This is a genomic window from Terrisporobacter othiniensis (assembly GCF_000808015.1).
Lineage (GTDB): Bacteria > Bacillota > Clostridia > Peptostreptococcales > Peptostreptococcaceae > Terrisporobacter > Terrisporobacter muris.
Genome location: NZ_JWHR01000150.1, coordinates 1 through 21,443, shown reverse-complemented (window position 1 = coordinate 21,443; position 21,443 = coordinate 1). Strand labels below are relative to the sequence as shown.

18 protein-coding genes, 1 pseudogene and 1 other annotated feature are annotated in these 21,443 nt (G+C 28.5%); of the genes and pseudogenes, 13 read left to right on the top strand and 6 right to left on the bottom strand.

Going from position 1 to position 21,443, the window contains the following annotated elements:
- Nucleotides 1-30 precede the first annotated feature (30 nt).
- The 6 genes from QX51_RS17620 (at nt 31) to QX51_RS17595 (ending at nt 5,635) form a co-directional block, all read left to right on the top strand.
- Nucleotides 31-240 (top strand): hypothetical protein, encoded by a 210-nt coding sequence (locus QX51_RS17620; RefSeq protein WP_039681211.1) that lies wholly within the window; start codon nt 31-33, stop codon nt 238-240.
- Nucleotides 241-288: 48 nt separating this feature from the next.
- Nucleotides 289-603: a hypothetical protein gene (locus tag QX51_RS17615; protein ID WP_039681210.1), complete on the top strand. Its 315-nt coding sequence runs from the start codon at nt 289-291 to the stop codon at nt 601-603.
- 528 nt (nt 604-1,131) lie between these two features.
- Nucleotides 1,132-2,403, top strand: a complete 1,272-nt coding sequence (locus QX51_RS17610; RefSeq protein ID WP_039681209.1) for a 4Fe-4S dicluster domain-containing protein — start codon at nt 1,132-1,134, stop codon at nt 2,401-2,403.
- Between the two features lie 45 nt (nt 2,404-2,448).
- Entirely contained in the window at nt 2,449-3,312 is an 864-nt protein-coding gene (locus QX51_RS17605) for a tetratricopeptide repeat protein (protein ID WP_139045029.1), read from the top strand.
- A gap of 161 nt (nt 3,313-3,473) precedes the next feature.
- Nucleotides 3,474-4,694, top strand: coding sequence for an RNA-splicing ligase RtcB (locus tag QX51_RS17600; protein WP_039681207.1), 1,221 nt, complete (start codon nt 3,474-3,476; stop codon nt 4,692-4,694).
- Nucleotides 4,695-4,714: 20 nt separating this feature from the next.
- The gene (locus QX51_RS17595) at nt 4,715-5,635 is read left to right on the top strand and encodes a CPBP family intramembrane glutamic endopeptidase (RefSeq protein WP_039681206.1); all 921 of its coding nucleotides are present in this window, start codon (nt 4,715-4,717) and stop codon (nt 5,633-5,635) included.
- A 106-nt stretch (nt 5,636-5,741) separates the two neighbouring features.
- Here QX51_RS17595 and QX51_RS17590 read toward each other — a convergent pair whose 3' ends face one another.
- The 3 genes from QX51_RS17590 to QX51_RS17580 all read right to left on the bottom strand — a co-directional run bounded on the left by QX51_RS17590 (nt 5,742) and on the right by QX51_RS17580 (nt 10,589).
- Complete coding sequence (locus QX51_RS17590; protein WP_039681205.1) at nt 5,742-6,473, bottom strand: YoaK family protein; 732 nt, start codon at nt 6,471-6,473, stop codon at nt 5,742-5,744.
- A gap of 301 nt (nt 6,474-6,774) precedes the next feature.
- Nucleotides 6,775-10,083 carry an SdrD B-like domain-containing protein gene (locus QX51_RS17585; RefSeq protein WP_039681204.1) on the bottom strand — a complete coding sequence of 1,103 codons (3,309 nt, stop codon included), beginning with the start codon at nt 10,081-10,083 and terminating at the stop codon, nt 6,775-6,777.
- A 188-nt stretch (nt 10,084-10,271) separates the two neighbouring features.
- A complete protein-coding gene (locus QX51_RS17580) occupies nt 10,272-10,589 on the bottom strand; it encodes an alpha-helical endospore appendage domain-containing protein (RefSeq protein ID WP_052233149.1) in 318 nt (105 codons plus the stop codon).
- Nucleotides 10,590-10,741: 152 nt separating this feature from the next.
- Here QX51_RS17580 and QX51_RS19700 point away from each other — a divergent pair, with 152 nt between their 5' ends.
- The 5 genes and pseudogenes from QX51_RS19700 (at nt 10,742) to QX51_RS17555 (ending at nt 15,861) form a co-directional block, all read left to right on the top strand.
- Nucleotides 10,742-11,866, top strand: a complete 1,125-nt coding sequence (locus QX51_RS19700) for an alpha-helical endospore appendage domain-containing protein (RefSeq protein ID WP_052233148.1) — start codon at nt 10,742-10,744, stop codon at nt 11,864-11,866.
- Nucleotides 11,867-12,278: 412 nt separating this feature from the next.
- A pseudogene (gene ftsZ / locus QX51_RS17570) lies at nt 12,279-13,232 on the top strand (cell division protein FtsZ); the annotation flags it as partial.
- Nucleotides 13,233-13,620: 388 nt separating this feature from the next.
- Nucleotides 13,621-14,202 carry a glycosyltransferase gene (locus QX51_RS17565; protein WP_242842771.1) on the top strand — a complete coding sequence of 194 codons (582 nt, stop codon included), beginning with the start codon at nt 13,621-13,623 and terminating at the stop codon, nt 14,200-14,202.
- Between the two features lie 364 nt (nt 14,203-14,566).
- Complete coding sequence (locus QX51_RS19695) at nt 14,567-15,148, top strand: DUF2284 domain-containing protein (protein ID WP_052233147.1); 582 nt, start codon at nt 14,567-14,569, stop codon at nt 15,146-15,148.
- 23 nt (nt 15,149-15,171) lie between these two features.
- Entirely contained in the window at nt 15,172-15,861 is a 690-nt protein-coding gene (locus QX51_RS17555; protein ID WP_039681202.1) for a hypothetical protein, read from the top strand.
- A gap of 80 nt (nt 15,862-15,941) precedes the next feature.
- On the opposite strand, the gene QX51_RS17550 is transcribed toward QX51_RS17555, so the two are convergent.
- A complete protein-coding gene (locus QX51_RS17550; RefSeq protein ID WP_052233146.1) occupies nt 15,942-16,652 on the bottom strand; it encodes a hypothetical protein in 711 nt (236 codons plus the stop codon).
- A gap of 19 nt (nt 16,653-16,671) precedes the next feature.
- On the bottom strand, nt 16,672-17,133 hold the full coding sequence (locus QX51_RS17545) for a hypothetical protein (RefSeq protein ID WP_039681201.1): 462 nt from the start codon (nt 17,131-17,133) through the stop codon (nt 16,672-16,674).
- A 194-nt stretch (nt 17,134-17,327) separates the two neighbouring features.
- Nucleotides 17,328-17,629: a binding site (T-box leader), on the top strand.
- 479 nt (nt 17,630-18,108) lie between these two features.
- On the opposite strand from QX51_RS17545, the gene QX51_RS17540 reads away from it, so the two are divergent.
- Nucleotides 18,109-20,100, top strand: coding sequence for a M20/M25/M40 family metallo-hydrolase (locus QX51_RS17540; RefSeq protein ID WP_039681200.1), 1,992 nt, complete (start codon nt 18,109-18,111; stop codon nt 20,098-20,100).
- A gap of 136 nt (nt 20,101-20,236) precedes the next feature.
- Nucleotides 20,237-20,419, top strand: coding sequence for a hypothetical protein (locus tag QX51_RS17535; protein ID WP_039681199.1), 183 nt, complete (start codon nt 20,237-20,239; stop codon nt 20,417-20,419).
- Between the two features lie 333 nt (nt 20,420-20,752).
- On the opposite strand, the gene QX51_RS17530 is transcribed toward QX51_RS17535, so the two are convergent.
- Nucleotides 20,753-21,379: a hypothetical protein gene (locus QX51_RS17530; protein ID WP_039681198.1), complete on the bottom strand. Its 627-nt coding sequence runs from the start codon at nt 21,377-21,379 to the stop codon at nt 20,753-20,755.
- Nucleotides 21,380-21,443 lie beyond the last annotated feature (64 nt).

The window sequence follows — 21,443 nt, the reverse complement described above, 5'->3', positions numbered from 1 at the left end:
TTATGAAGGTATAAATAATTTAATGTATCAATGAAGAATTATGATGTATATGATTCAAGTAGAAATATGATTATATCAAATAAAGATAACTTAAAAGAATCAAAAAAAGATGAACACAAAATATTACTAGATGAAAAAACTATTAAGGATGTTGTGCAGAGAAAAGATAAAAGTAAATATTTATATAACTCAGTTTTAGTTACTTTGATAGGTTCAAATTATGATAAAAAAATAGAATAGCTAACTGATAAAGATATAAGTGATTTTTATAATAATAGAATATCAAATATGAAACAATTATACATATCCACTAAATATGGTAAGGGTGAATTGATTAAAAGTAGAGTAATTATTGGTATAGGAGTAGGAACAGTAATTTATGTTATTGCAATAGGAATATTTTCACTATGCAAACTATTTGCATTTGGATTTGAAAGAAATAATTTACCTATCCAAAGTAGTATAAATTACTTCTTTTCTCCAGACAGTACTACATTCTTTGAACAGTACATAATAAATGTTTTAGTTGGATATGTAGCAATGTTAGTTTTAGCTGGAGTTACGCTTTTAACTACTGTATTAGCTGGACAGATACTATCTTAAGCAGTAGTTGTTACATTTATTTTAAGTATAATGACTATGCTACCTAATAATAAATTTGAATTTAATCATTACTTTAAGAACTTCGTACCTTATCATATGACTAATTTTAATAGGTATTATATTTTTCCTGAAATTTATACATTGTTTGGGAAAATAGTACCTACATATAATATGGTTATAGTGGTGGGGGTAGTCCTATATGTCATATTAATTGTAAGTACAATGTTTATGTCAAATAGAAAGCTTGTTAAAGGAAGGAAAAAGATAATAGTATAAATATATATAAACTGTGAGTATGATTTATTAGAGTCATATTCAGCTAGCAAAGTACCAAAGTAAGCTGCCACGGAGCAATTTCTAATTGTTTATGTGACAGCTTATTTTTTGCTTGTAAGGATTTTATATTTATATATTCATTGGAATGATTAATATATTATAAAAAAAGAAGTAATAATTACATAATGCAGAATAAGATTATTTGTTTCTTACAATAATTTAGATAATAAATAAAATAAAAGGGTGATACAGATGTCGCATATAAGTGCAAAAAATGCATATAAAGGTTTAGAGGAGAGGCTAAATAGATTTCCACAAGGGGCACCTCCTTCAAAAACTTTGTACAAAATATTAGCCATGCTATTTACAGAAAAAGAAGCTGAATTAGTTGCACAATTGCCAATTAAAGCATTTCGAGTAAAAACGGCGGCCGATATATGGAGTGTAAGTGAAAGTGAAGCATTAAAAGTACTTGATACACTTGCTAGCAAAGCAATTTTATTAGATTTAGAGGATGATAAAGGAAAACAGTATATACTTCCTCCACCAATGGCTGGATTTATAGAATTTGCTTTGATGAGAACTAGAAATGATATTGATCAAAAACTTTTATCAGAACTTTATTATGAATATCTAAATGTGGAAGAGGATTTTATAAAGGATTTATTTTATTCATCAGAAACAAAACTAGGAAGAGTTTTCGTACAAGAAGAAGTATTAAGTAATGACAATGAAGTGACAATATTAGATTATGAAAGAGCTACTAATATAATAGAAGAAGCAGAGCATATAGCAGTAGGAATGTGTTATTGCAGGCATAAAATGAAGCATGTGGGTAAAGGTTGTGATGCACCTATGGACATATGCATGACTTTTAATGGGACAGCAAACTCTTTAATAAAATACAATTATGCAAGACGAATAGATGCATCTGAGTGTAAAGAATTATTACATGAAGCATATGAAAATAATTTAGTTCAATGTGGTGAAAATGTAAGAAGAGGCGTAAGTTTTATATGCAACTGTTGTGGATGTTGCTGTGAAGCATTATTAGCAGCTAGAAAATTTGGTAATATGCATCCAGTAGCAACCACTAGCTTTATACCAAATATTAATTATGATTCTTGTGTAGGATGTGGAAAATGCGTAAATGCATGCCCCATAGGGGCAATAAGTAAAGTAAAAGAAAAGGATAAAGCTATAATTAGAATTGATGAAGAAGTGTGCTTAGGATGTGGAGTTTGTGCTAGAAATTGTCCCAAAAGTAGCATAATACTTTTGAAAAGAAAAGAAAAAATAATTACTCCTGCAAATTCAGTACATAGAGTAGTTCTTATGGCCATAGAGAAGGGACAATTACAAGAACTTATATTTGATAATAAAGCATTAAGTAGTCATAGAGTCATGGCAGCCATATTATCTACAATACTTAAATTACCCCCAGCCAAGAGAGCCTTGGCAAATGAACAAGTTAAATCAATATATTTAGATCGCTTGTTAAGTATGGATAAAACTTCAAATTGATGAAACCCCTTATGGAAAAATAATCTATATTTTGGTATAATTACAATGTCAAAATATAAATCAAAAGATGAGGGAGACAAAATGAAGAAAAAATTAATATCAATATGTATAATAAGTATGCTTTTACTAGTTGGTTGTAAAAGTGATGCTGCATACAATGAAGCATTAGAACTGGGGAATGAAGCATTAAAAAATGGAAAGTATGAAGTGGCTCTTACAGAGTTTGAAAAGGCATTGGAAGAAAAGAAAGATGATGAAGTTGCAACTGCCTTATATAATCAAAGTGAAAAGTACGTGAAAGCTTTAGAAAATTATGAAAAACAAGAATTTGAGCAAACTTTAGAGCTTTTGGATGAAGTTATAAATTATGAAAATGGATCTGATGTCTTAGTTAATGAAGCTAAAACTTTAAAAACACAAGTTGAAGAAGATAAAAAATTAAATGATAAAATAGATAAATTAACAAAATCATCAGAAGATTATTTCTCAAACAAAAACTACTCTAAAGCAATAAAGGATATTGATGAAGCCTTAGAACTTATAGAAGATAATGAGTCTTATGCTTCACAAAAGGAAACTTTAACAAATTTAAAATCAGATTGCGAAGTGGCTATAGAAAAAATAGCTAAAGAGGCAGAAGAAAAAAGAAGACAAGAAGAAGCTAAAAAGCAAGAGTCAAAAAAGAAAGAATCAACGTCTAGTAATAGTGGTGTGTCTGAAAGTAATGCAGTACAAATACTAAAAAATTACTTTATAAAAGAAATTGGTTATGCACCAAATACAATTGAAGTATATGAAGTAATAGGAAATAGATATCATATGAGCGCAGATAATTATGATGAAAATGACATGAGAGAAAGCTTCGGATGGTGGTATGTAGATAAGTCTACAGGAGAAGTATCTAGATAAATGAAAATAAATTATATACAAATAATTAAATAAAATAGATATTAAAATGTAGTTACTTAAATAATAAGCTTAGTAACTACATTTTTTAATTTATAAAATATGTAGTGTAGATATATGTTAAGATTATATTACAACAAGATAAGAAAAAGGGTGTGATAAAGATGATAGAAGTAAAGGGAAAGTATAACTTAGCTAAAATATTTTCGGATAAAATTGACGAAAAATCAAAGGAGCAAATAGAGGAGCTTTGTAATCAGGAATTTGTTAAAAACGGAAAAATAAGAATAATGCCAGATGTTCACGCAGGAGCAGGATGTGTAATTGGATTTACTGCGAAGCTTGGTAATATGGTCATACCTAATATAGTAGGAGTTGACATCGGCTGTGGAATGTTTACAGTGGAACTTGGTAAAATAGATTTGCCTTTAGAAGAACTAGATAATGTTATAAGAAAATATGTACCTTCAGGAAAAAATGTTCATGAGGGAAAAAAATATAATTTTGATAAATTGCAAGAACTACATTGTTATAGAGAGTTAAAACAAAGTAAATGGATAGAAAGAAGTATAGGAACTTTAGGTGGTGGAAATCACTTTATTGAAGTTGACGAAGACAAGAATAAAAATAAGTATTTGGTAATACATTCTGGAAGTAGAAATTTGGGAAAACAAGTTGCAGATTATTACCAAAGCTTAGCTATAGAATTATGCAGTGGTAAGGAAAAGTTCTATGAGGAAAAAGAAGAGTTAATAAAAACTTTCAAAGATCAAGGAAGAAGAAAAGAAATTCAAGGTGAGTTGAAAAAGTTAATAAAGAAATACGAAAACTTAAAACCTAAATATCCAAAAGACTTGTGTTTTTTAACAGGAAAATATAGAGAAGAATACTTACATGACATGAAAATCTGTCAGGAATATGCTGAGATAAATAGAGAAGTCATGGCAAATATAATTTTAAATAAATTATTAAAAAAAAGTATTGATGATTTTACATGCTTCCATACAACTCATAATTATATCAATTTTAGAGATAATATAATAAGAAAGGGTAGTATATCATCTTATGAAGGGGAAAAGTTACTTATTCCAATAAATATGAGAGATGGAAGTATACTTGCAATAGGAAAAGGAAACGAAGACTGGAACTATTCTGCACCTCATGGAGCAGGAAGACTTATGAGCAGAAGTGAGGCAAAGTCAAAGTTAAACATAAATGAATTTGAAAACAGTATGAAAGATATTTGGACTACTTCTGTATGCGAAGAGACGATTGACGAAGCTCCAATGGCTTATAAATCCATAGATGATATTTTAAAATTTGTAGGTGAAACAGTAGAGATAATTGATGTGATTAAACCAATATATAATTATAAATCAAAATAAGTGGATTTTAGGGGGATGTTATGTGTTCAAAAAAAGAAGATCTTGTTACTATGGCGAAAAGTAGTAAAAAGTTACCTAATTTTATTTGGGCTACGATATTACTTTTAATATTTATGTTTGGTGGTCAAATTATAGGTGGAATTTGTATAATACCAATATATTTGACTTTATACATGTCTAGGGGAATGTCATCGAATTTAAGTTTATTAGAATTATTTATTAATTTAAGTTCATTTTTATTTATAGCATTATTAGTTTTTGTGAGGGTTAAATATATTGAAAAAAGAAAAATTTCAACTCTTGGATTTAGCAAAGACAGCTGGTTAAAAAAATATACTAAAGGTTTTTTAATTGGATTTATTATGATGGCAATTGTAGTTTTAATATTGTTTGTACTTGGATGCGTTTCATTGGATAAAAATCCCATCCAGCCTGTTGGTATATCTGCATTAGGAGGAGTAATGATAATCTTAATTGGTTGGATGATACAAAGTGCAACGGAAGAAATATTGACAAGAGGCTGGTTAATGAATGTTTTAGCAGCTAGATATAACATGGTATTTGCACTGATTTTTTCTTCTGCTATATTTGGAATTATGCATTTATTTAATCCTGATGTAAACTACATTGCAGTAATAAATATTATTTTAGTAGGAATTTTCTATGGTATTTATGTTATAAAGACTAATGATCTTTGGTCAGTATGTGGGATGCATGCAGCGTGGAATTTTGCCCAGGGTAATGTATTTGGATTTGAAGTTAGTGGCATAAATGTAGCTGTCTCCAGTATTTTTGATTTTAACTTAGTAGGAAGTGAGACTATTAGTGGTGGAGCATTTGGACCAGAAGCAGGACTTATAGCTACTTTTGTTTTATTGTTATCTATAATTATAGTTTATGTACTTGGTAAAAAAGGTTATTTTATAAAGAATGAAAATTAATGTTAATAGGGAAAAATAAAATGAAGAAACATAATTGTTTATGATTATGAAAGGCTACTGATTTCAAATCAGTAGCTTTTTATAGTTAATGAGTTAAAAAAAATGATTATTTATTAGATTTATTATACAATTCATATCTATATATCCAAAACACTTGTGATAATAATATAAAGCTGCACACCCATACAGCTTTAGTACTTACAATAAGGGAGATTAGAGTTCCAGGGATGGCCCCCACTGCAAAAGAAAAAGTAAGTACTGTAAAAGTAAGAAACTTTATGATAGAGTCTTTATTTCTTTCATCTAAAGCACCATATAATAGTTGTCCAACAGTTCGAAGGTTTCCTGTGCAGATAGTTGTATTATAGGCAATGCCAAAGCAGTTTCTAAACAAACACAATAAATATCCCATGAAAAAAGAAACAAGATTAGTAACTATAAGATCTGGTACAGACTTAGGTAATAATCCAATGAAAAAAAGTGCCATTGATTCTAAAATAAGTGCCATTTTTCTCCAATCACCTCTATATTTCTTTTTTATAATCAAGAATTTAATATACTCACTAAATGCAGCTCCCAAAATGCACGCAAGTATGGGAATAAAATGATTTAGAGCTCTTTGCCAGTGAGCCAATGCAAGACTAATTTCAAAGATAGACATATTAGCAGTGTGCATATTAGCTAAAATACCATCTCTTGTAATGTATGTATATGCATTCATATATCCGCCAATAAAGGTTACAATCATTAGAAATAAAGGCCTTTCCCAAGGAGGTATTTTTTTATTTTTTTGCTGCGATTTATCTATATTATTTAAATTTTCTTTATTATTTTTCATATAATTACACCTCTTAATATTTTAGTATTACCATTAATGATATCTATATTATAATCATAATAGTGTAAACTTCATATTACAGTTTAGTCATTTAAAAATTATAACAAATAAAGTGTAGTTGACTTTTATCTTAAGGTAAAGTGTAAAATTAAATGAAAATATATTACAAAATAATAGCAAATATATAAATTCAATGTAATCTGATAACAATAAATAGATGTGGTATTAAGTACCACATCTATTTTAATCATTATATGAAGCACTGGAATGAAAACATTCCAGTGTAAAGTTTAACTAATAGTTATTTGTAGCTAGGACAATCTCCATCTTCTGCACAACAATCATCACACAACTGACAAGAGAAAATATCTACTTTATTAAGAAGTACTAATTCTAAATTAGTTAATGTTTTTATCATATCATTAACAGATTCTTGAGCACATAGCATTTGCTCTGCAGTACCATTTGCTACTATTTTTCGAAGTTTTAAACTTTCAGCATTTAATATATTTCTAATACCTGCTTGCTCAAGAGCTACTGACTGGATTAGATTTGAAATAGATAGTTCATATGGTCCGGTTGGACAAACTTTTACATAGATAGTTTTAGTAGTTTTTCTTCCATAACAATCTGTAGCGCTATAGATTACAGTATAAGTTCCAGGAACTTGATTGTTTACATTATTTGATACTACAGTTGCTGTTAGTTGATTACCTCTACAATCTGTAGCGCTAACACCATCTAGAGGATTGAATGGATCTCCCACACGAATACACTTATTACTTGCATTTATTGTTGGAGGAGGACATAATATAGTGAAAACACCAGCATCTATATCTAATTTAGATTCATTTGAGCCAAGATATATAATATCTGTTAGCCCTGTAGTTTTATTAGGTTTACTTCCGTCTAATGAACTTGCTTGTTGAATAGTTAATTTATAATCTCCATAAGGTCTAAACTTAACATAGTACTTACCTGCATTTAAGTTAGTAAATAAATAGTATCCAGGTTTACCATTATAATTATTAGAAGTAACTGTCGAGCTTATTAATTTAATAGAATAATCATATAGTTCCACTGTAATGCCATTTACACCAGGCTCATATTCATCATATATTCCATTACCATTTAGATCCTCCCAAACAAAACCTCCTATACTAGACTTAGAATGGTGTAATGTTTGTACTCCAACTTTGTTAGGTTCAGTTGGAAGTAGTGGTTCTGTGGAACCATCTGATTTTACTTGGTTAGCTTTTACAGCAAAAGAGTTATATGCTATTTTATTGACTGGCACATCAACGGGTGCTTTAGCTTGTATATGAACTATTAATCTCTCGTAAGGTTTTAATAATACATTAGATTTGGTAGTTACTTTTACTGCTCTTATTGTAGTAAAATCTGTTGGAGGAACTATACTCCAAGTACCTGTGCCAATCTGATTGCCTTTTTGATCAAATCTTATTGGATTGTTACTAGTTGAGTACTCAATAGAAATTTCAGGATTTGATTCAACCGATTCTCCTAATACATTAATTATTTCAGCTGTGACTATAGCAGTTGGATAGACTTCAAATTGTGAACCTCTAGGGGTACTTGTTAAAATAAGCCCTGTATCTCCTACATATGGCAATATATCAACAAGTTGTATATCTTTTAAATTTACATCTTGGTTATTTGTTATATAATATTGATAATCTATATTTCCACCAGGTGTGACATTTCCTAAACTACTATAATCTAAATCTAAATCTCCTTTTACTAATTTCTTTATAACAAATTCTGAGGATAATAAAACTAAACTTGTAGTGCTAGAACTTGATATGAATTCGTCTGTGATACCATCACCATCGTAGTCGTTAGTATCTTCAATTGCATTATATACAAAAAAAACATCATCTCCTGGATTACCTACATAAGCATTGTTTACAATAGTATTGTTTGAAGTAATTTTTATAAATGCTTTGAAGTATACTTGCAAATTAGTGTCAAGTGCAATTGTGAAATTATCAAAAGACCATCTTAGTAAAGTACGACCAGTATTTTTATAATTTTCTAGTACTTCTTTAGTAGGCAAAGGGACTGGGAAACCAGGATTTCTTGAATCATAGGTTATTCCAGTTATACCATCTTGATATATAAAATATTCACTATCAGGTACATAGAAAACATCAGTTGGTAGTAAGTCTGCAAATATTGGATTTATAGTAATGGTATTTAAAGGTTCAGATATTAAAACATACTCAAATTCATCTAGAGGAGCATAAGCAGGTTGATCAGGTATAATGCCTTTACTTACTTGTAAATCCGATGCTCCGTTTAGAACAGTTCCAGCGGATGTACTCTCAGTTATACCATCTGCTGAAGCTATAGCAGTATTAATAATAGTTTGGCCTAATTTACTTTGTGCTTTCTTATTTATTACTCCATATAATTGTAATGTATGTGATGAACTTACATTATTTAAAGTAGGTGCTGTTATTTTAATCTTACTTACATTAGTTCCAGCTGTAATAAAAGGTGTTAAGTCTATTAAATCAGTATTATCGCTTGAGTTTTTAAGAATAGATATAAAAGTATCTGGGCTGCTAGATAATGAGATAAATATACTATAAGACGGTAATCCAATAGAATTTGATTGAAATCTTAATTTTGTAATATCTACCTCTTCAGGCAAAGTATCAATAATTTGATAATTTGTATGAGCTTTGTTATCTTGATTTGTATTTACTAGTCCGTAAGTTATAGGCGTACCTACAGTTCCTGTACGTGTAGCATCTTTTTCAAAAGCAAATATATCACTCTGATTAAATACTCTTAATTTTACAGATTCGCCATCTCTTACTATGCTATTAACTTTCCAGTTCGCAGTATTTATAATTTCTTTACCTGGAACAACATCCATATCTACAATTGCTTTGAATGTTATTGAGTATCCATTGCCTTTGAAGCTAGGTAGTGTAAATGTTAGAGTTCTATCGTTCCAAGAACCAGTTCTTCCATTATATGTTGGATCATTATATCCTAATTCTGAAGCGTCATTACCTATTGGTATAAAAGATAAATCCGGTGTTAAACCATTAGGCAAAGTATCTGTGATTACAACATCTGATATTTCAGCTCCAGAATCACCGTAGTTCAATATATACAAACTAAAAGTAACTATATCTCCAGGTCTAACTAAGCTACTACCCTGAACTGACTTATTTAATCTAAAATCCTCGGTTAATGTTAAAGTTACAGTTTGGGCAACTCCAGTATTAACTATAACATTATCTGCATATAAGTCAGCTGAATTTGTAAAGCTATCATTATTAACTCTACCTGGACCAAATTTACAAGCTGCTTGAAATGATATAGACGTACCAGTAGGGATTTCTCCAAAATCAAAAGTTACTAATGTGCCTCCCGCAACTGGAGCTTGAGTAATGTTTTTTATATACCCAGAAGCTTGTGGAAGAGTAGGTATAATCTTAGTTGGGAAAAAATCAGTTAATTTTCCTTGAACAGTTGGTTCTGTAAGTCCACTATAAGAGACATTAAAAGTATATATAAAGGTTTCATCGCCATGAACTCGGGTTTTATTAACACTTTTTGTGATTTGTGGCATATTTTTAACCTCCATTTAATAAATTGATACTTTATTAGGTATCAATACATTGTATGTTTTTTTTAGTCGAAAGTGAGTAAATTTATAAAAAATATGACACCTATAAAATACAGGTGTCATATGGTTGCTTATATAGTACTTTTATAAAACTGTATACATTTTAGACAGCAGTTTATTTTATTGTTATATTATACATCATCTTCTTGTGTAGATCCTAGGCATAGTTGTGAAGTTCCTGGTCCTGGGCATACACAATCAGAGAAAAGATCCAACTTAGCAGAAAGGATCATTTCAAGGTTAGATATGGATTTAACCATTGATTTAACAGATTCATTAACTAATAACATGTCATTAACAGTACCATTAGCAACAATTTTTTGTATTTTTTCACCTTCTGCATTTAAAATATGAGATATAGCAGTTTGCTCTAAAGCAACTGATTGAATTATGTTAGAAATGGCAACCTCTCTAGTAATAGGTGTAGCTTGAATTGCAGGCATTGACATTAGTATTTCCTCCATTTATTGAAATTTATAAGTATCATAAAATATCTTATATTCATATTATATATAAGTATCATAAAATATCTTATATTCATATTATATATAAGTAGAGTAAAAATGTTACAAACTCTTTAACTAGGATGGAGGGATATAAGATGAATAAATTAAAATTCATAGAAGAGATATATCTGGATGACTACAATTGTTTTGACTATAAGAATATTTTATTTGATGGATGTAATTTTTATATAGTTATATATGGAAATCAAAATATTGTTAAGTATAATTATAAATTTGAAGAAGAAGAATGTTTTGAAATCTGTAGAGAATATATAGATATATGTTATGATAGTGAAGAAAAATGTTTTTGGGCAGTGGCATATAAAAATGGATATAGAATATTTAAACTTGATATGTGTTTTAAAGAAGTGGAGTCTTTTAAATTAATTTTAGATGAATGCTTCCAAGATAAAATAACTAGTATATCGTATTCTTGTACAGATAATACTTTAGTGATGTCAAGTACAAATTGTATAGGTAAAATTTATAAAACATGTGACAATGTGAATAAGAGACAGTGTTTTAATTGTTTTGAGATATGTGACGTATTATCAATTTTACCAGGTTATATTTTAACTATTAGAAAACATAGAAGACAGAAAATTTTAATTTATGATGAATATTTTAAGTTAATAAATGAATTTGAGTTTCCTAATTATTATTTAATTGTAAATATAGCATTTGAAATGCGTGAAAATAATAGGAAAGTAAGATTTTTTATTCTTGTGAAAAATAGAAATTATAAAGATAGTAAATATGAAGTACTTGTATATGAAATTAATTTAGAATTATATTCATGTAGCTGTAACCATAAATTAAATAATTGCTGTCTTAAAGATGATTGTGAAGAGAATTGTAAACACAATGCTTATAATAAAATAGTTCAGTCAATTGCATTAGTAGAAGCATCAATTTCACATATTTTGAATGCAGAAGGGGAAAAAATACAGAAAGTATTATCCGATTGTAATGACATAGACAAAATATTATGTATAAATAATGAAGTAAATAAAACTATAATTAATATTACACATTTGGAACAGGTGATATATGAACAGTTAGTTACTCTTAAGGAGTGTGAATGCTACGAATGTAGTGATAACAGTTGCTGCGAGCATGAGTGCGAGTGTGAATGTGAGTGTAATTGTTGCAAACATCACGATTATAATTGTGACGAAAAACATAATAATGATAATATTAGAAGATATGAAGATGAGTAATTTAAATATAATATAATGAAAAGTTGACAATTAGAATACATACTGAAAAGTATTTAGTTAATAAACATAATATTAATTATGCAATTAAATAGGAAAATAATACATTAATATAAATGATAGCCTACAAAAATCTAGAAGAAATAGGATATATGAGTATCTCCAAGAGATATTTAAAAGTGCATGAAACTTAATCGACCACTGTGTACAAAAGATCATATGGTTGTGTGAGAGGACGCTAAATAAAATAATTATTTAGCTCCTACTCAATAGTTATATAGAATGTGGAAAAAAATCATATTTTTACAAAAAAGCGATATAAATATAATGAAATATTTAGTATAATTAAATTGTAACTATAAAAAATCAATGAATTATTACTGAAAGTAATTGAAAAGATGGAAAGGGAAGAATAATGAGTGATAATAGAATTGACATAGAACTTGAAAATGATGATGTTGTAATAAAAGTTATGGGTATTGGTGGTGGAGGAAACAATGCTGTCAATAGAATGATTGAAGAAGGAGTAAAGGGAATAGAATTTATTTCTGTAAACACAGATAGACAAGCTCTATTATCTTCAATGGCTGGACATCAAATTCAAATAGGAGAAAAGTTAACTAGAGGATTAGGTGCTGGAGCTAAACCAGAAGTAGGAAAAGATGCTGCTAAAGAAAGTAGAGCACAAATAATAAAAGAACTTGAAGGTACAGATATAGTATTTGTAACTGCAGGTATGGGGGGAGGTACTGGAACAGGTGCCGCTCCAATAGTTGCTCAAATAGCAAAAGAAATGGGAATACTTACAGTAGGTGTTGTAACTAAGCCTTTTGGATTTGAAGGTAGAGTAAGAATGAAAAATGCTGAGGAAGGAATTAAAAACCTTAGTGAAAGTGTGGATACATTAATTACAGTACCAAATGATAAATTATTACAAATAGTAAGCCAAAATACATCTATGATCGATGCGTTCTCAATGGCAGATAATGTATTAAAACAAGGTATACAATCAATATCTGACTTAATAAAAATGCCAGGGCTTATAAACTTAGACTTTGCCGATGTTAGTTCAATAATGAAGGACAAAGGATTAGCATACATAGGAATAGGTACAGCAAAGGGAGAAAATAGAGCTATAGAAGCTGCAAAAGAAGCAATACAGTCTCCTCTTCTTGAAACTGCAATACAAGGTGCTAAAGGAATATTACTTAATATTGCCAGTGGTGGAGATTTAACATTATTTGAAGTTAACGACGCATCAAACTTAGTAACAGAATTATGTGATCCAGAAGCAAATATTATATTTGGTACTTCTGTAAGAGAAGATTTAGGTGACGAGATAATGCTAACTGTAATAGCTACAGATTTTTAATAAAATACATATTAATAAGTAACTGAAAGTAAGAGCATGTAACTGTTTTAACAATTACATGCTTTTTTGATTTAAATGCCACTAATATATACACCAATGTTAAGGTTAGTTGGTAGAATTAATATTATATATCAAATATTATAAATATAGGAGGTATGAAAAATATGATTAGTATGAATTTAAAACATTAAGAACAATAAATAACTACACTCAAGAGAAAAAGGAATTACAATAGTTCATCAACGAAATCTTATAAAATTCATGGGTTATATGGGAAGAACTTTGGATAAATGGAGACTATGAGTTAAATAAAAGAAATAAGGGATGAGTACCTTCCATAACTTAGACCTCAAGACGACAAGAAAGTGGAAAGGATTTTTCTGCTATGATAGAGATGATAGTAGATACAACTATAGCCTTAGATAAAAAAGTATGTAAGGAACTGAAAGAAATCAATTCTGATTGTATTGTGTCTGACTCTTTATGTTGTTGGGGAAAATTATTTGCAAATAAAATGGATATCACATATATATGTTCTACTACAACTTTTGCATTTAACAAGTATACAGCGCCTATGATGAAGCAAAGTTTCAAAGAAATTATGTATATGATATTAGGTATGAGAAAAATTAATAAAAAATTAGAACTTTTAAGAAGTCATGGTTACGATGTGAAAGATTTTATTTCAATAATTGAAAATGATAATGATACAAATACTATAGTTTACACATCAAAAGAATTTCAACCTATGGTGGACACTTTTTCAGATAAATACTATTTTGTAGGACCTTCAGTAGCTGATGTAACTGTGGAAAAAGAATTGATGGAGGGTAAAAAAATATATATTTCACTGGGAACTGTAAATAACAAAAATCTATCTTTTTATAAAAATTGTATAGAAGTTTTTAGAGATTCTGGTGGAGCAACAAAAGCAGTTGATGCTATATTGAAGATAATAGAAATATAATAATTAATTATGGAAATTTAAACATGTAATTTATGGAAATTAACAAAAACGCAGAATTCGACAAAATACAACATGAGCATTGAGTTATAATAAAGATGTTTCAACAAGGAAATATTTTTTACGGGTAGTAATCAAACAGATTGAGAAAACGATATTCAATCAGTTGGGGTAAATTAAAAGTTCGGAAAAGGTTAGTCAATTGAAAATTAAAGTACAATAGGGAATGTACTATAGTATTCATTAAGAGTTATAATTTTTATAAATATATATTTGAAGCAATGAGGGAAGCTGAAAATATAAATAATATTGTTAAAAAAGTCTTGGGTTTATCTTAAGGCTTTTTTAACATACTTAGGAGGATATTATGATTGAGTTAAACTTTACTAAAGACAATAATAAGATAAATTTGAAAGCTAATATATGTAACAATGATATATTAAAAAAATATATGAAATTTGAATACTTTACAAATCTTTGTAAAGACGGATGTCCAAACTACAATTCAAACTACACATGCCCACCTAATAGTCCTAAATTTACAGATTATATAAAAGGTTATAAATCTTCTTTAGTTATAGCTATGTATATGAGTATACCTAAACCTGGAACAATAACTGATATTCATCAATATCTAAGAAGAGTTTTATCTGATTTATTAATACCTTTAGAAAAGAAGGTTAATGGGTTGTTAACAGATGGAGGTAGATGCTTACTTTGTAAATCATGTGCCTATGTTGATAATTTACCTTGTAAGTTTCCTGAAAAAATGCGCTTTAGTATGGAAGCCATGGGAATTGATTTAGCTGGAGTTTCTAAGGATATTTTAAAACACTCTATAATATGGAATAATGAGTATGAAAATAGCTATTGTACAGTTATGGGTTCTGTCAATTTTAATGATTTATGTGAAGATGACTTGAAAAAAATCATATTGGACATGATATAAATCAGAAGCAGGGGGAATTCTATATGTCAAAAAGAAGATATCACTTTATAATACCAATATTATTATTACTTTCAATCATAGGAAGTTTTGTTTGTATAGTATATAATCTGAAATATTATCATGATAACCTATGGGATGAAATATCTACAAATCAACTACCCATATATGTAGCAGACCAATTAGTTGTAGATGAAAAGGGAAATTACTATATAGGAAGTGATTATAATAAGTATATACAAGTGTTTGATCCAAAGGGAAATTATAAATTTACCATATCACTTTCAGGTGGAAGAAGTAATAATTTTACCGTGAATAAAAATAAATTACTTTTTATTTTGTATGGTGAACCTATTATAGAATACACTATTGACTTAGATAAAAGAGAAGTTATTTCTGAAAGAGAAATTGATGATAAATCAGATGATATATTTGCATTGTATAGCCAGGTACCACCAATGGTTTATTCTAAAGGAAATAAGGCTTATAGGTTGGAGAGAAGTTTATTTGTGTTAAATAAAATAAGTATTACTGAAGGAGATAAAACTGAAACAGTAATATTAAAAAATGTACCTAAGTTTCCAATTATAACGCCTTTTTGGATGGGGTTAATAGTATTATCTTTTTGGGGTTTGGCCTTATATACACATATAGTTTTACATGGAAAACAGATTAAAGAAAAGATAAAATATTACAAAGATAAATATATACCGTAAAATAATGGCGTATAAAAAATTATACGCCATTATTTTAAGTCATCATAATAATAGTTTTATTTATATTTTTACCTATCTAATTAGATCATTAATTTAGACAAATTTTGTATAAAAATATTATACCAGTCAATTGACCAGTTCATTTTAGTACATAAATTTAGAAGCTCATCTTCATCATTAATACCGTGGGATGTAATTATATTATGAGTGTCCTTATTTACAATTAAACCATTATCAATGCTATCTGATATAAATTTATATATGGCTACACTTCTTATATGTGAAAACTCAGCATATCTAATTTTTAGAGGTTCTTTAGTTAATTCATCATGTTTAATATTGTATGCTTTTATTCTTTTTTTCTTAAGTAATCTTCTTTGATTTTTTAGTTGGTTTTCGTATTCTATTCTGAGTAGTTTTGCTTTATCACAGGAACTTATGGAGTCGTAATACTGCTTAGATGTTTCTAGATAAATTCCTTTTGTGCCAGTACCATTTTCCTCTAAACTTTTGGCTATTAGTCTTAGAACTTCATAACCTCTAACATAAGTTTCATTTCCAAAGGTAGCTTTATACTGGTCAGGAATTTGCATAAATATATACTCCATGTTGTTTTTAGTAGTTCTAAGTATACTGTGAAGCTTATCCTTTTTAACCCAAACCCATCCTTTATAATCAATCATAGAAGTATTTTTCCAAGCATTTGAAATCTCCTTAACAACCTTACTCTTTGCGTCTTTATTAACTTCAGGTTCTATGATATCCAAATCTTTAACTGAGTAAGGAATCATTAAGTCATTTTTTTTAGCTTTAATTTTTGCCCACCATAGAACTATACATTTCGTTTAATTTTGCCATGGCTAGAGTAGATTTGGGATGGTTGTTAATATCAGGGTGTATCTCTTTTGAAATTTTATCTCTCCAAGCTTTTGCCTCATTTTTGTTAGAAAAAAGAGACTTTGTTATTCCTAATTTTTTCATTCTAATTTCTCCGTCAAGTTCAGTAAGGTAGAAGATGTATTCATTTGATTTAGAAGTGAAGTAGTTGGAAGAAATATCTGATGATTGAACTAGTTTACTGGAATTAATGTCTGATTTGTAGATATGTTCAACTAGATTTGAGAACTTAGTTATGTTTTTATAAAGATCATTCCAGCCTCTTCCTGTTATTTTTATGTTTTCGCCAACATCTTGTTTTATCTCACGTTTTACTTCTGCAAATTTGCCTAAGGATTTTAATTCATTTACATTTTTAACATTGATCCATCTCATGGCAAGACCCCTTAATATAATTTTCCATATATTATATTCTAGTGTGATCATGGTGATGATTATTTTATAATATGGATTTATTAAAAATGATATGATTGCTCTTATTAGTGATAGTAATTATATTAGATTGAAAAAAATGTATTGACATATTTTAGAAATTATCCTATTATTTTAACAAGATAAAAATTTAATGAATTAATCCTATGAGAAAGAGAGTAACTTTTTATTAAGTTTCAGCGAGCTGGGGTTGGTGTGAGCCCAGTAACAAGATATAAAGTGAAATAGAGCTTTGGAGGAGATTGTCAGAAATTATTAGTATGTCAATCGGTGATCTCGCCTTAAGAGATTGAGTGGATAAGTTTTTTCGTTGACGACATGAGCGCAGAATTTTAAGCAACGGATTTGTCTGAATCAGTAGCGAAGACATATCGTTGGCGACATGAGCGTAGCGAATTTTATCAATAAGAGTGGTAACGCGGAATAATTCGTCTCTTGGCTTTATAGCCAAGAGACTTTTTTGTTGAGCAATATCTTGCTTGAAGCGAACTTTTATTTATATAACTTATTAATGAGAGTGGTAACGCGGATATAATTCGTCTCTTGGTTATAGGACTAAGAGGCGATTTTTTTGTACCTAATAAAATACTAGTTAATATGGTACTTGAATACTCATCATTATCACTAAAATGCCATTAAGAACTTATTAAATATTTATTTTGCTGTAAAATCAAAAAGAAAATTTATGCTATTATAAAAATTCCTTATGAGAAATAATAAAATATTGTCTTATAAAATAAGCAAGTTTTATATAAAAGGTCTAGAAGTTAATAACTGAATTTTCAAAATATAATAAAAATATCTGATCTATATTACTTCAAAATTAAATGAAAATATCTAGATGACGCTATTTCAATCTAACATGAAGTGGCTTCATGTTAGATTGAATAATAATTTATATTTAAGGGGGAAAAATTTATGAAAAAGAAAATTTTAGCAATTATCATGGCATTCGTCATGATATTTACAACAATGACATATACAACAGTATCATTTGCCAAAGAAAACACAGGTTATGGAGACTATGCATACAGAGTATTACAATACTTAGATCAAAACTTAACAAAAAGGATAGCTTGTACAGATCAAGAATTAGAAGCAGCTAAATATTTAAAAGGACAGTTGGAATCATTTGGATATGAAGTAGAAGTTCAGGACTTTTCGTATACGAGAAAAGATGTAACTTATAACTCTCAAAATCTTATAGCTACTAAAAAAGGTGCTTCAAATAAAGAAGTTATAATAGGATCACATTATGACAGTGTGGGAACTCATGGCGTAGATGACAATGGTTCTGGAACTGTTGTAAATTTAGAAACTGCAAAAAGACTTGCAAATAAAGAAACACCTTATACTGTTAAATTTGTATTCTTCGGTGCTGAAGAAGTGGGGCTTAAAGGTTCTGCTGCATATGCAAATGCTATGACAGATGAAGAAGTAGCAAATACTCTTTATATGGTAAATATGGATAGTATGTTAGCTGGTACTTATCGTTATGTATATAGTGGTAACTACAACAAAGATACAGATAAAGTTAATGACGCATGGCCAGCATATCAAGCATTAAAATTATCTGATGCACTACAAACAGGAATGAGATTAAATAATACAAAGTTAAACTTAGATTATGCAACTCCTTCTACAGGAAACTGGAGTGATCATGCAAGCTTTAGAAATAAAATGCCTTACTTATATTTTGAAGCAGTGAACTGGGAAATGCCAGATGATCCAGACCATCCAGAAGAAGGTTCTTCAGGTGCTTATGAAACTGAAATAGGTGAAGTAATGCATGATCCAGATAGAGATAATCTTGAATTTATAGAATCAACTTGGGGAACTCGTGGTAAAGAGACTATAACTGCTTATTGTAAACTATTAGAATCAGTTGTATATCAATTAAACCCAGATGGACTAATAACTCCTTCAAAAGATGCTTTAAAAGAAGCTATAGAAATAGCTAACGACATGGATAAAAGTGATTTTTCTGAATCTGCTTATAAAAAGTTCCAACAAGCTTTAAAAGAAGCTAAGACAGTAAACAAAACAGAGTACGTCTTATTAAAAGATCAATCTATAATAGATTCAGCTATTGAAAAGTTAAATGAAGCTATGGGTGTTGTAGGTGTAAACATTGCAAACACTAAAATAGAAGTAGAAAACCAAGTTTATACTGGAAAAGCACAAAGACCAGAAGTTGTTGTAAAGGATGGTAAAAGAGTCTTAGAAGAAGGTGTAGATTATACGGTAAGTTATTCAAACAATAAAGAGATAGGAGAGGCTATAGTTACTGTAAAAGGATGCAATGATTATTCAGGCACAGCTACAGCTAAATTCAACATAATACCACAAACAGTAACAAATGGTAAGGCTTTCGATGTGCTTACTAATTCTTTAAAATTATCTTGGAAAAAAGTTGATAATGCAGATGGATATAAGGTTTACAAATATGATTCATCTTCTAAAAAATATGTTTTAATAAAAACAATAAATAAAAATAGTACAACTAATTACAAAGTTACTAACTTAGTATCTGCGACTAAATATAATTATAAAATTTGTGCATACAAAGAAGTTAAAGGTAAAACTTATTTAGGCCTAAAAAGTAATACAGTAAAAGCTACTACAAAGCCTTTACAACCAATAGTAAAATTGTCATCAACTGTAGCTGGAAAAGTTACTATAGATTATTCTAAAAAAGTAAGTAAAAGAACTGATGGATATGAAGTTTATATGGCAACTTCAAAAAAAGGTAAATATACTTTAATAAAAGATACAACTAGCACTAAAATGACAAAAACTAAATTAACTAGTAAAAAAGGTTACTATTTTAAAGTAAAAGCATATAGAAAAGTAGATGGAAAAAAAGTTTATAGTTCTTATAGTGCAATAAAATACATCAAAGTTAAATAATTAATGTTGATTTTCAAAATTATTGGATTTGAAATACAGAATAATATATAACTGTAAAAATTAGGCATAAATATTAAAACTTTAAAATAAAGAGTTCTTAGAAGATAGATTATATGGAGGATATGGAGGTAAAAATGTGAATAAATCTAAATTAAAAAATTATAAGAAAGAAAATTTAGATGAAGTAGCTATTCAACTTGATATCTTACAAAATGTACGATTTGCTCCTATACTTTTTATGATTGGATGCTTTTCAAACTTTATAGAATATGATTATTCTGAAAAAGCTATATTTCAATCCTTATTAAATGATGATTAATCCGTAATTAATAATAATGATATTAAGTCGGTAGAAATAGAAAAAGCTGTATCAATAATATTTACAGGCAATGCTCTAACTACTTTTGAATTAGGTATTACTAATGTAAGTCTTGATAGAAACTATCTAATAAATCTAGTGAATCAAATTTGAATTCTTCTAGAATAATTGCATTTTCTGATTTGATAAAAGTCGTAGGATATTTAGGTGCTTCTATAGGATATAGCATGGTTTTAGAGGAAATGGATAATGATTAATTTAGCATAATTTTTTAAGAGCAATGATTTTAAGTAATTTAGTACTTAAAATCATTGCTCTTGTTTTAAATTATAATTATTTTTTAAATAAGTAAGTAGCTAAATCTTCCTTGCTTAAGTCTATTCCTAAATAATAAACAACATTATCTTGTAATAAATAATATACAAATCTAGAAGTATCTAACTCCACATTACCGTTACAAATAGTATATAGATTAGTTCTGAATATTTGTGTACTACCAAACTTTCTATAAAGTGAAAATATTCTTCTAAATTGTTTATCGACTAGAGTATCAGTATTTTTGTATGCTCTAATAAAAGTAACCTCATTTATCATTTTGTCATTTATATAAAGACATTTTAAATCAAAGCTGTCGTTTTTACCATTTGATAAGTTTTCCCATAATTGAAGTAAATCATCATTTTTAAATAACTGTATTCCAAATGTTGGAGGTACAATTATTAAATCAGAAGTATTTTCTTCAGATTCACTATTATCATTCCAATTTATATTTAATTCATCTTCTTCTATAAAGGAAACAACTCCGATTTTCTTAGCATCATTTTTGTATGTTACGATATCTCCTACTTGGAAAACATCCTTGTATTGTGAGTTTTCATCAAATACTAATTCTCCATTATTGATAGAAAATTTAGATGCTAATTCTTTATTTTCTAATTCGTACTTTGTTATATAGTTCATAAGTTTCCTCCTGAAAATTTCTTTATTATAAAAATGTATATTAATACAATACCCATAGTAACAG

Excerpts from the sequence above, each read along its gene's own strand:
- QX51_RS17610 (WP_039681209.1), top strand. The coding sequence starts at position 1,132 with ATGTCGCATATAAGTGCAAAAAATGCATATAAAGGTTTAGAGGAGAGG.
- QX51_RS17580 (WP_052233149.1), bottom strand. The coding sequence starts at position 10,589 with ATGTCAATGCCTGCAATTCAAGCTACACCTATTACTAGAGAGGTTGCC.
- QX51_RS19700 (WP_052233148.1), top strand. The coding sequence starts at position 10,742 with ATGAATAAATTAAAATTCATAGAAGAGATATATCTGGATGACTACAAT.
- QX51_RS17595 (WP_039681206.1), top strand. The coding sequence starts at position 4,715 with ATGTGTTCAAAAAAAGAAGATCTTGTTACTATGGCGAAAAGTAGTAAA.
- QX51_RS17585 (WP_039681204.1), bottom strand. The coding sequence starts at position 10,083 with ATGCCACAAATCACAAAAAGTGTTAATAAAACCCGAGTTCATGGCGAT.
- QX51_RS17540 (WP_039681200.1), top strand. The coding sequence starts at position 18,109 with ATGAAAAAGAAAATTTTAGCAATTATCATGGCATTCGTCATGATATTT.
- QX51_RS17615 (WP_039681210.1), top strand. The coding sequence starts at position 289 with ATGAAACAATTATACATATCCACTAAATATGGTAAGGGTGAATTGATT.
- QX51_RS17565 (WP_242842771.1), top strand. The coding sequence starts at position 13,621 with ATGATAGAGATGATAGTAGATACAACTATAGCCTTAGATAAAAAAGTA.
- QX51_RS17530 (WP_039681198.1), bottom strand. The coding sequence starts at position 21,379 with ATGAACTATATAACAAAGTACGAATTAGAAAATAAAGAATTAGCATCT.
- QX51_RS17590 (WP_039681205.1), bottom strand. The coding sequence starts at position 6,473 with ATGAAAAATAATAAAGAAAATTTAAATAATATAGATAAATCGCAGCAA.
- QX51_RS17620 (WP_039681211.1), top strand. The coding sequence starts at position 31 with ATGAAGAATTATGATGTATATGATTCAAGTAGAAATATGATTATATCA.
- QX51_RS17600 (WP_039681207.1), top strand. The coding sequence starts at position 3,474 with ATGATAGAAGTAAAGGGAAAGTATAACTTAGCTAAAATATTTTCGGAT.
- QX51_RS17555 (WP_039681202.1), top strand. The coding sequence starts at position 15,172 with ATGTCAAAAAGAAGATATCACTTTATAATACCAATATTATTATTACTT.
- QX51_RS17550 (WP_052233146.1), bottom strand. The coding sequence starts at position 16,652 with ATGATTCCTTACTCAGTTAAAGATTTGGATATCATAGAACCTGAAGTT.
- QX51_RS19695 (WP_052233147.1), top strand. The coding sequence starts at position 14,567 with ATGATTGAGTTAAACTTTACTAAAGACAATAATAAGATAAATTTGAAA.
- QX51_RS17605 (WP_139045029.1), top strand. The coding sequence starts at position 2,449 with ATGTCAAAATATAAATCAAAAGATGAGGGAGACAAAATGAAGAAAAAA.
- QX51_RS17545 (WP_039681201.1), bottom strand. The coding sequence starts at position 17,133 with ATGAGATGGATCAATGTTAAAAATGTAAATGAATTAAAATCCTTAGGC.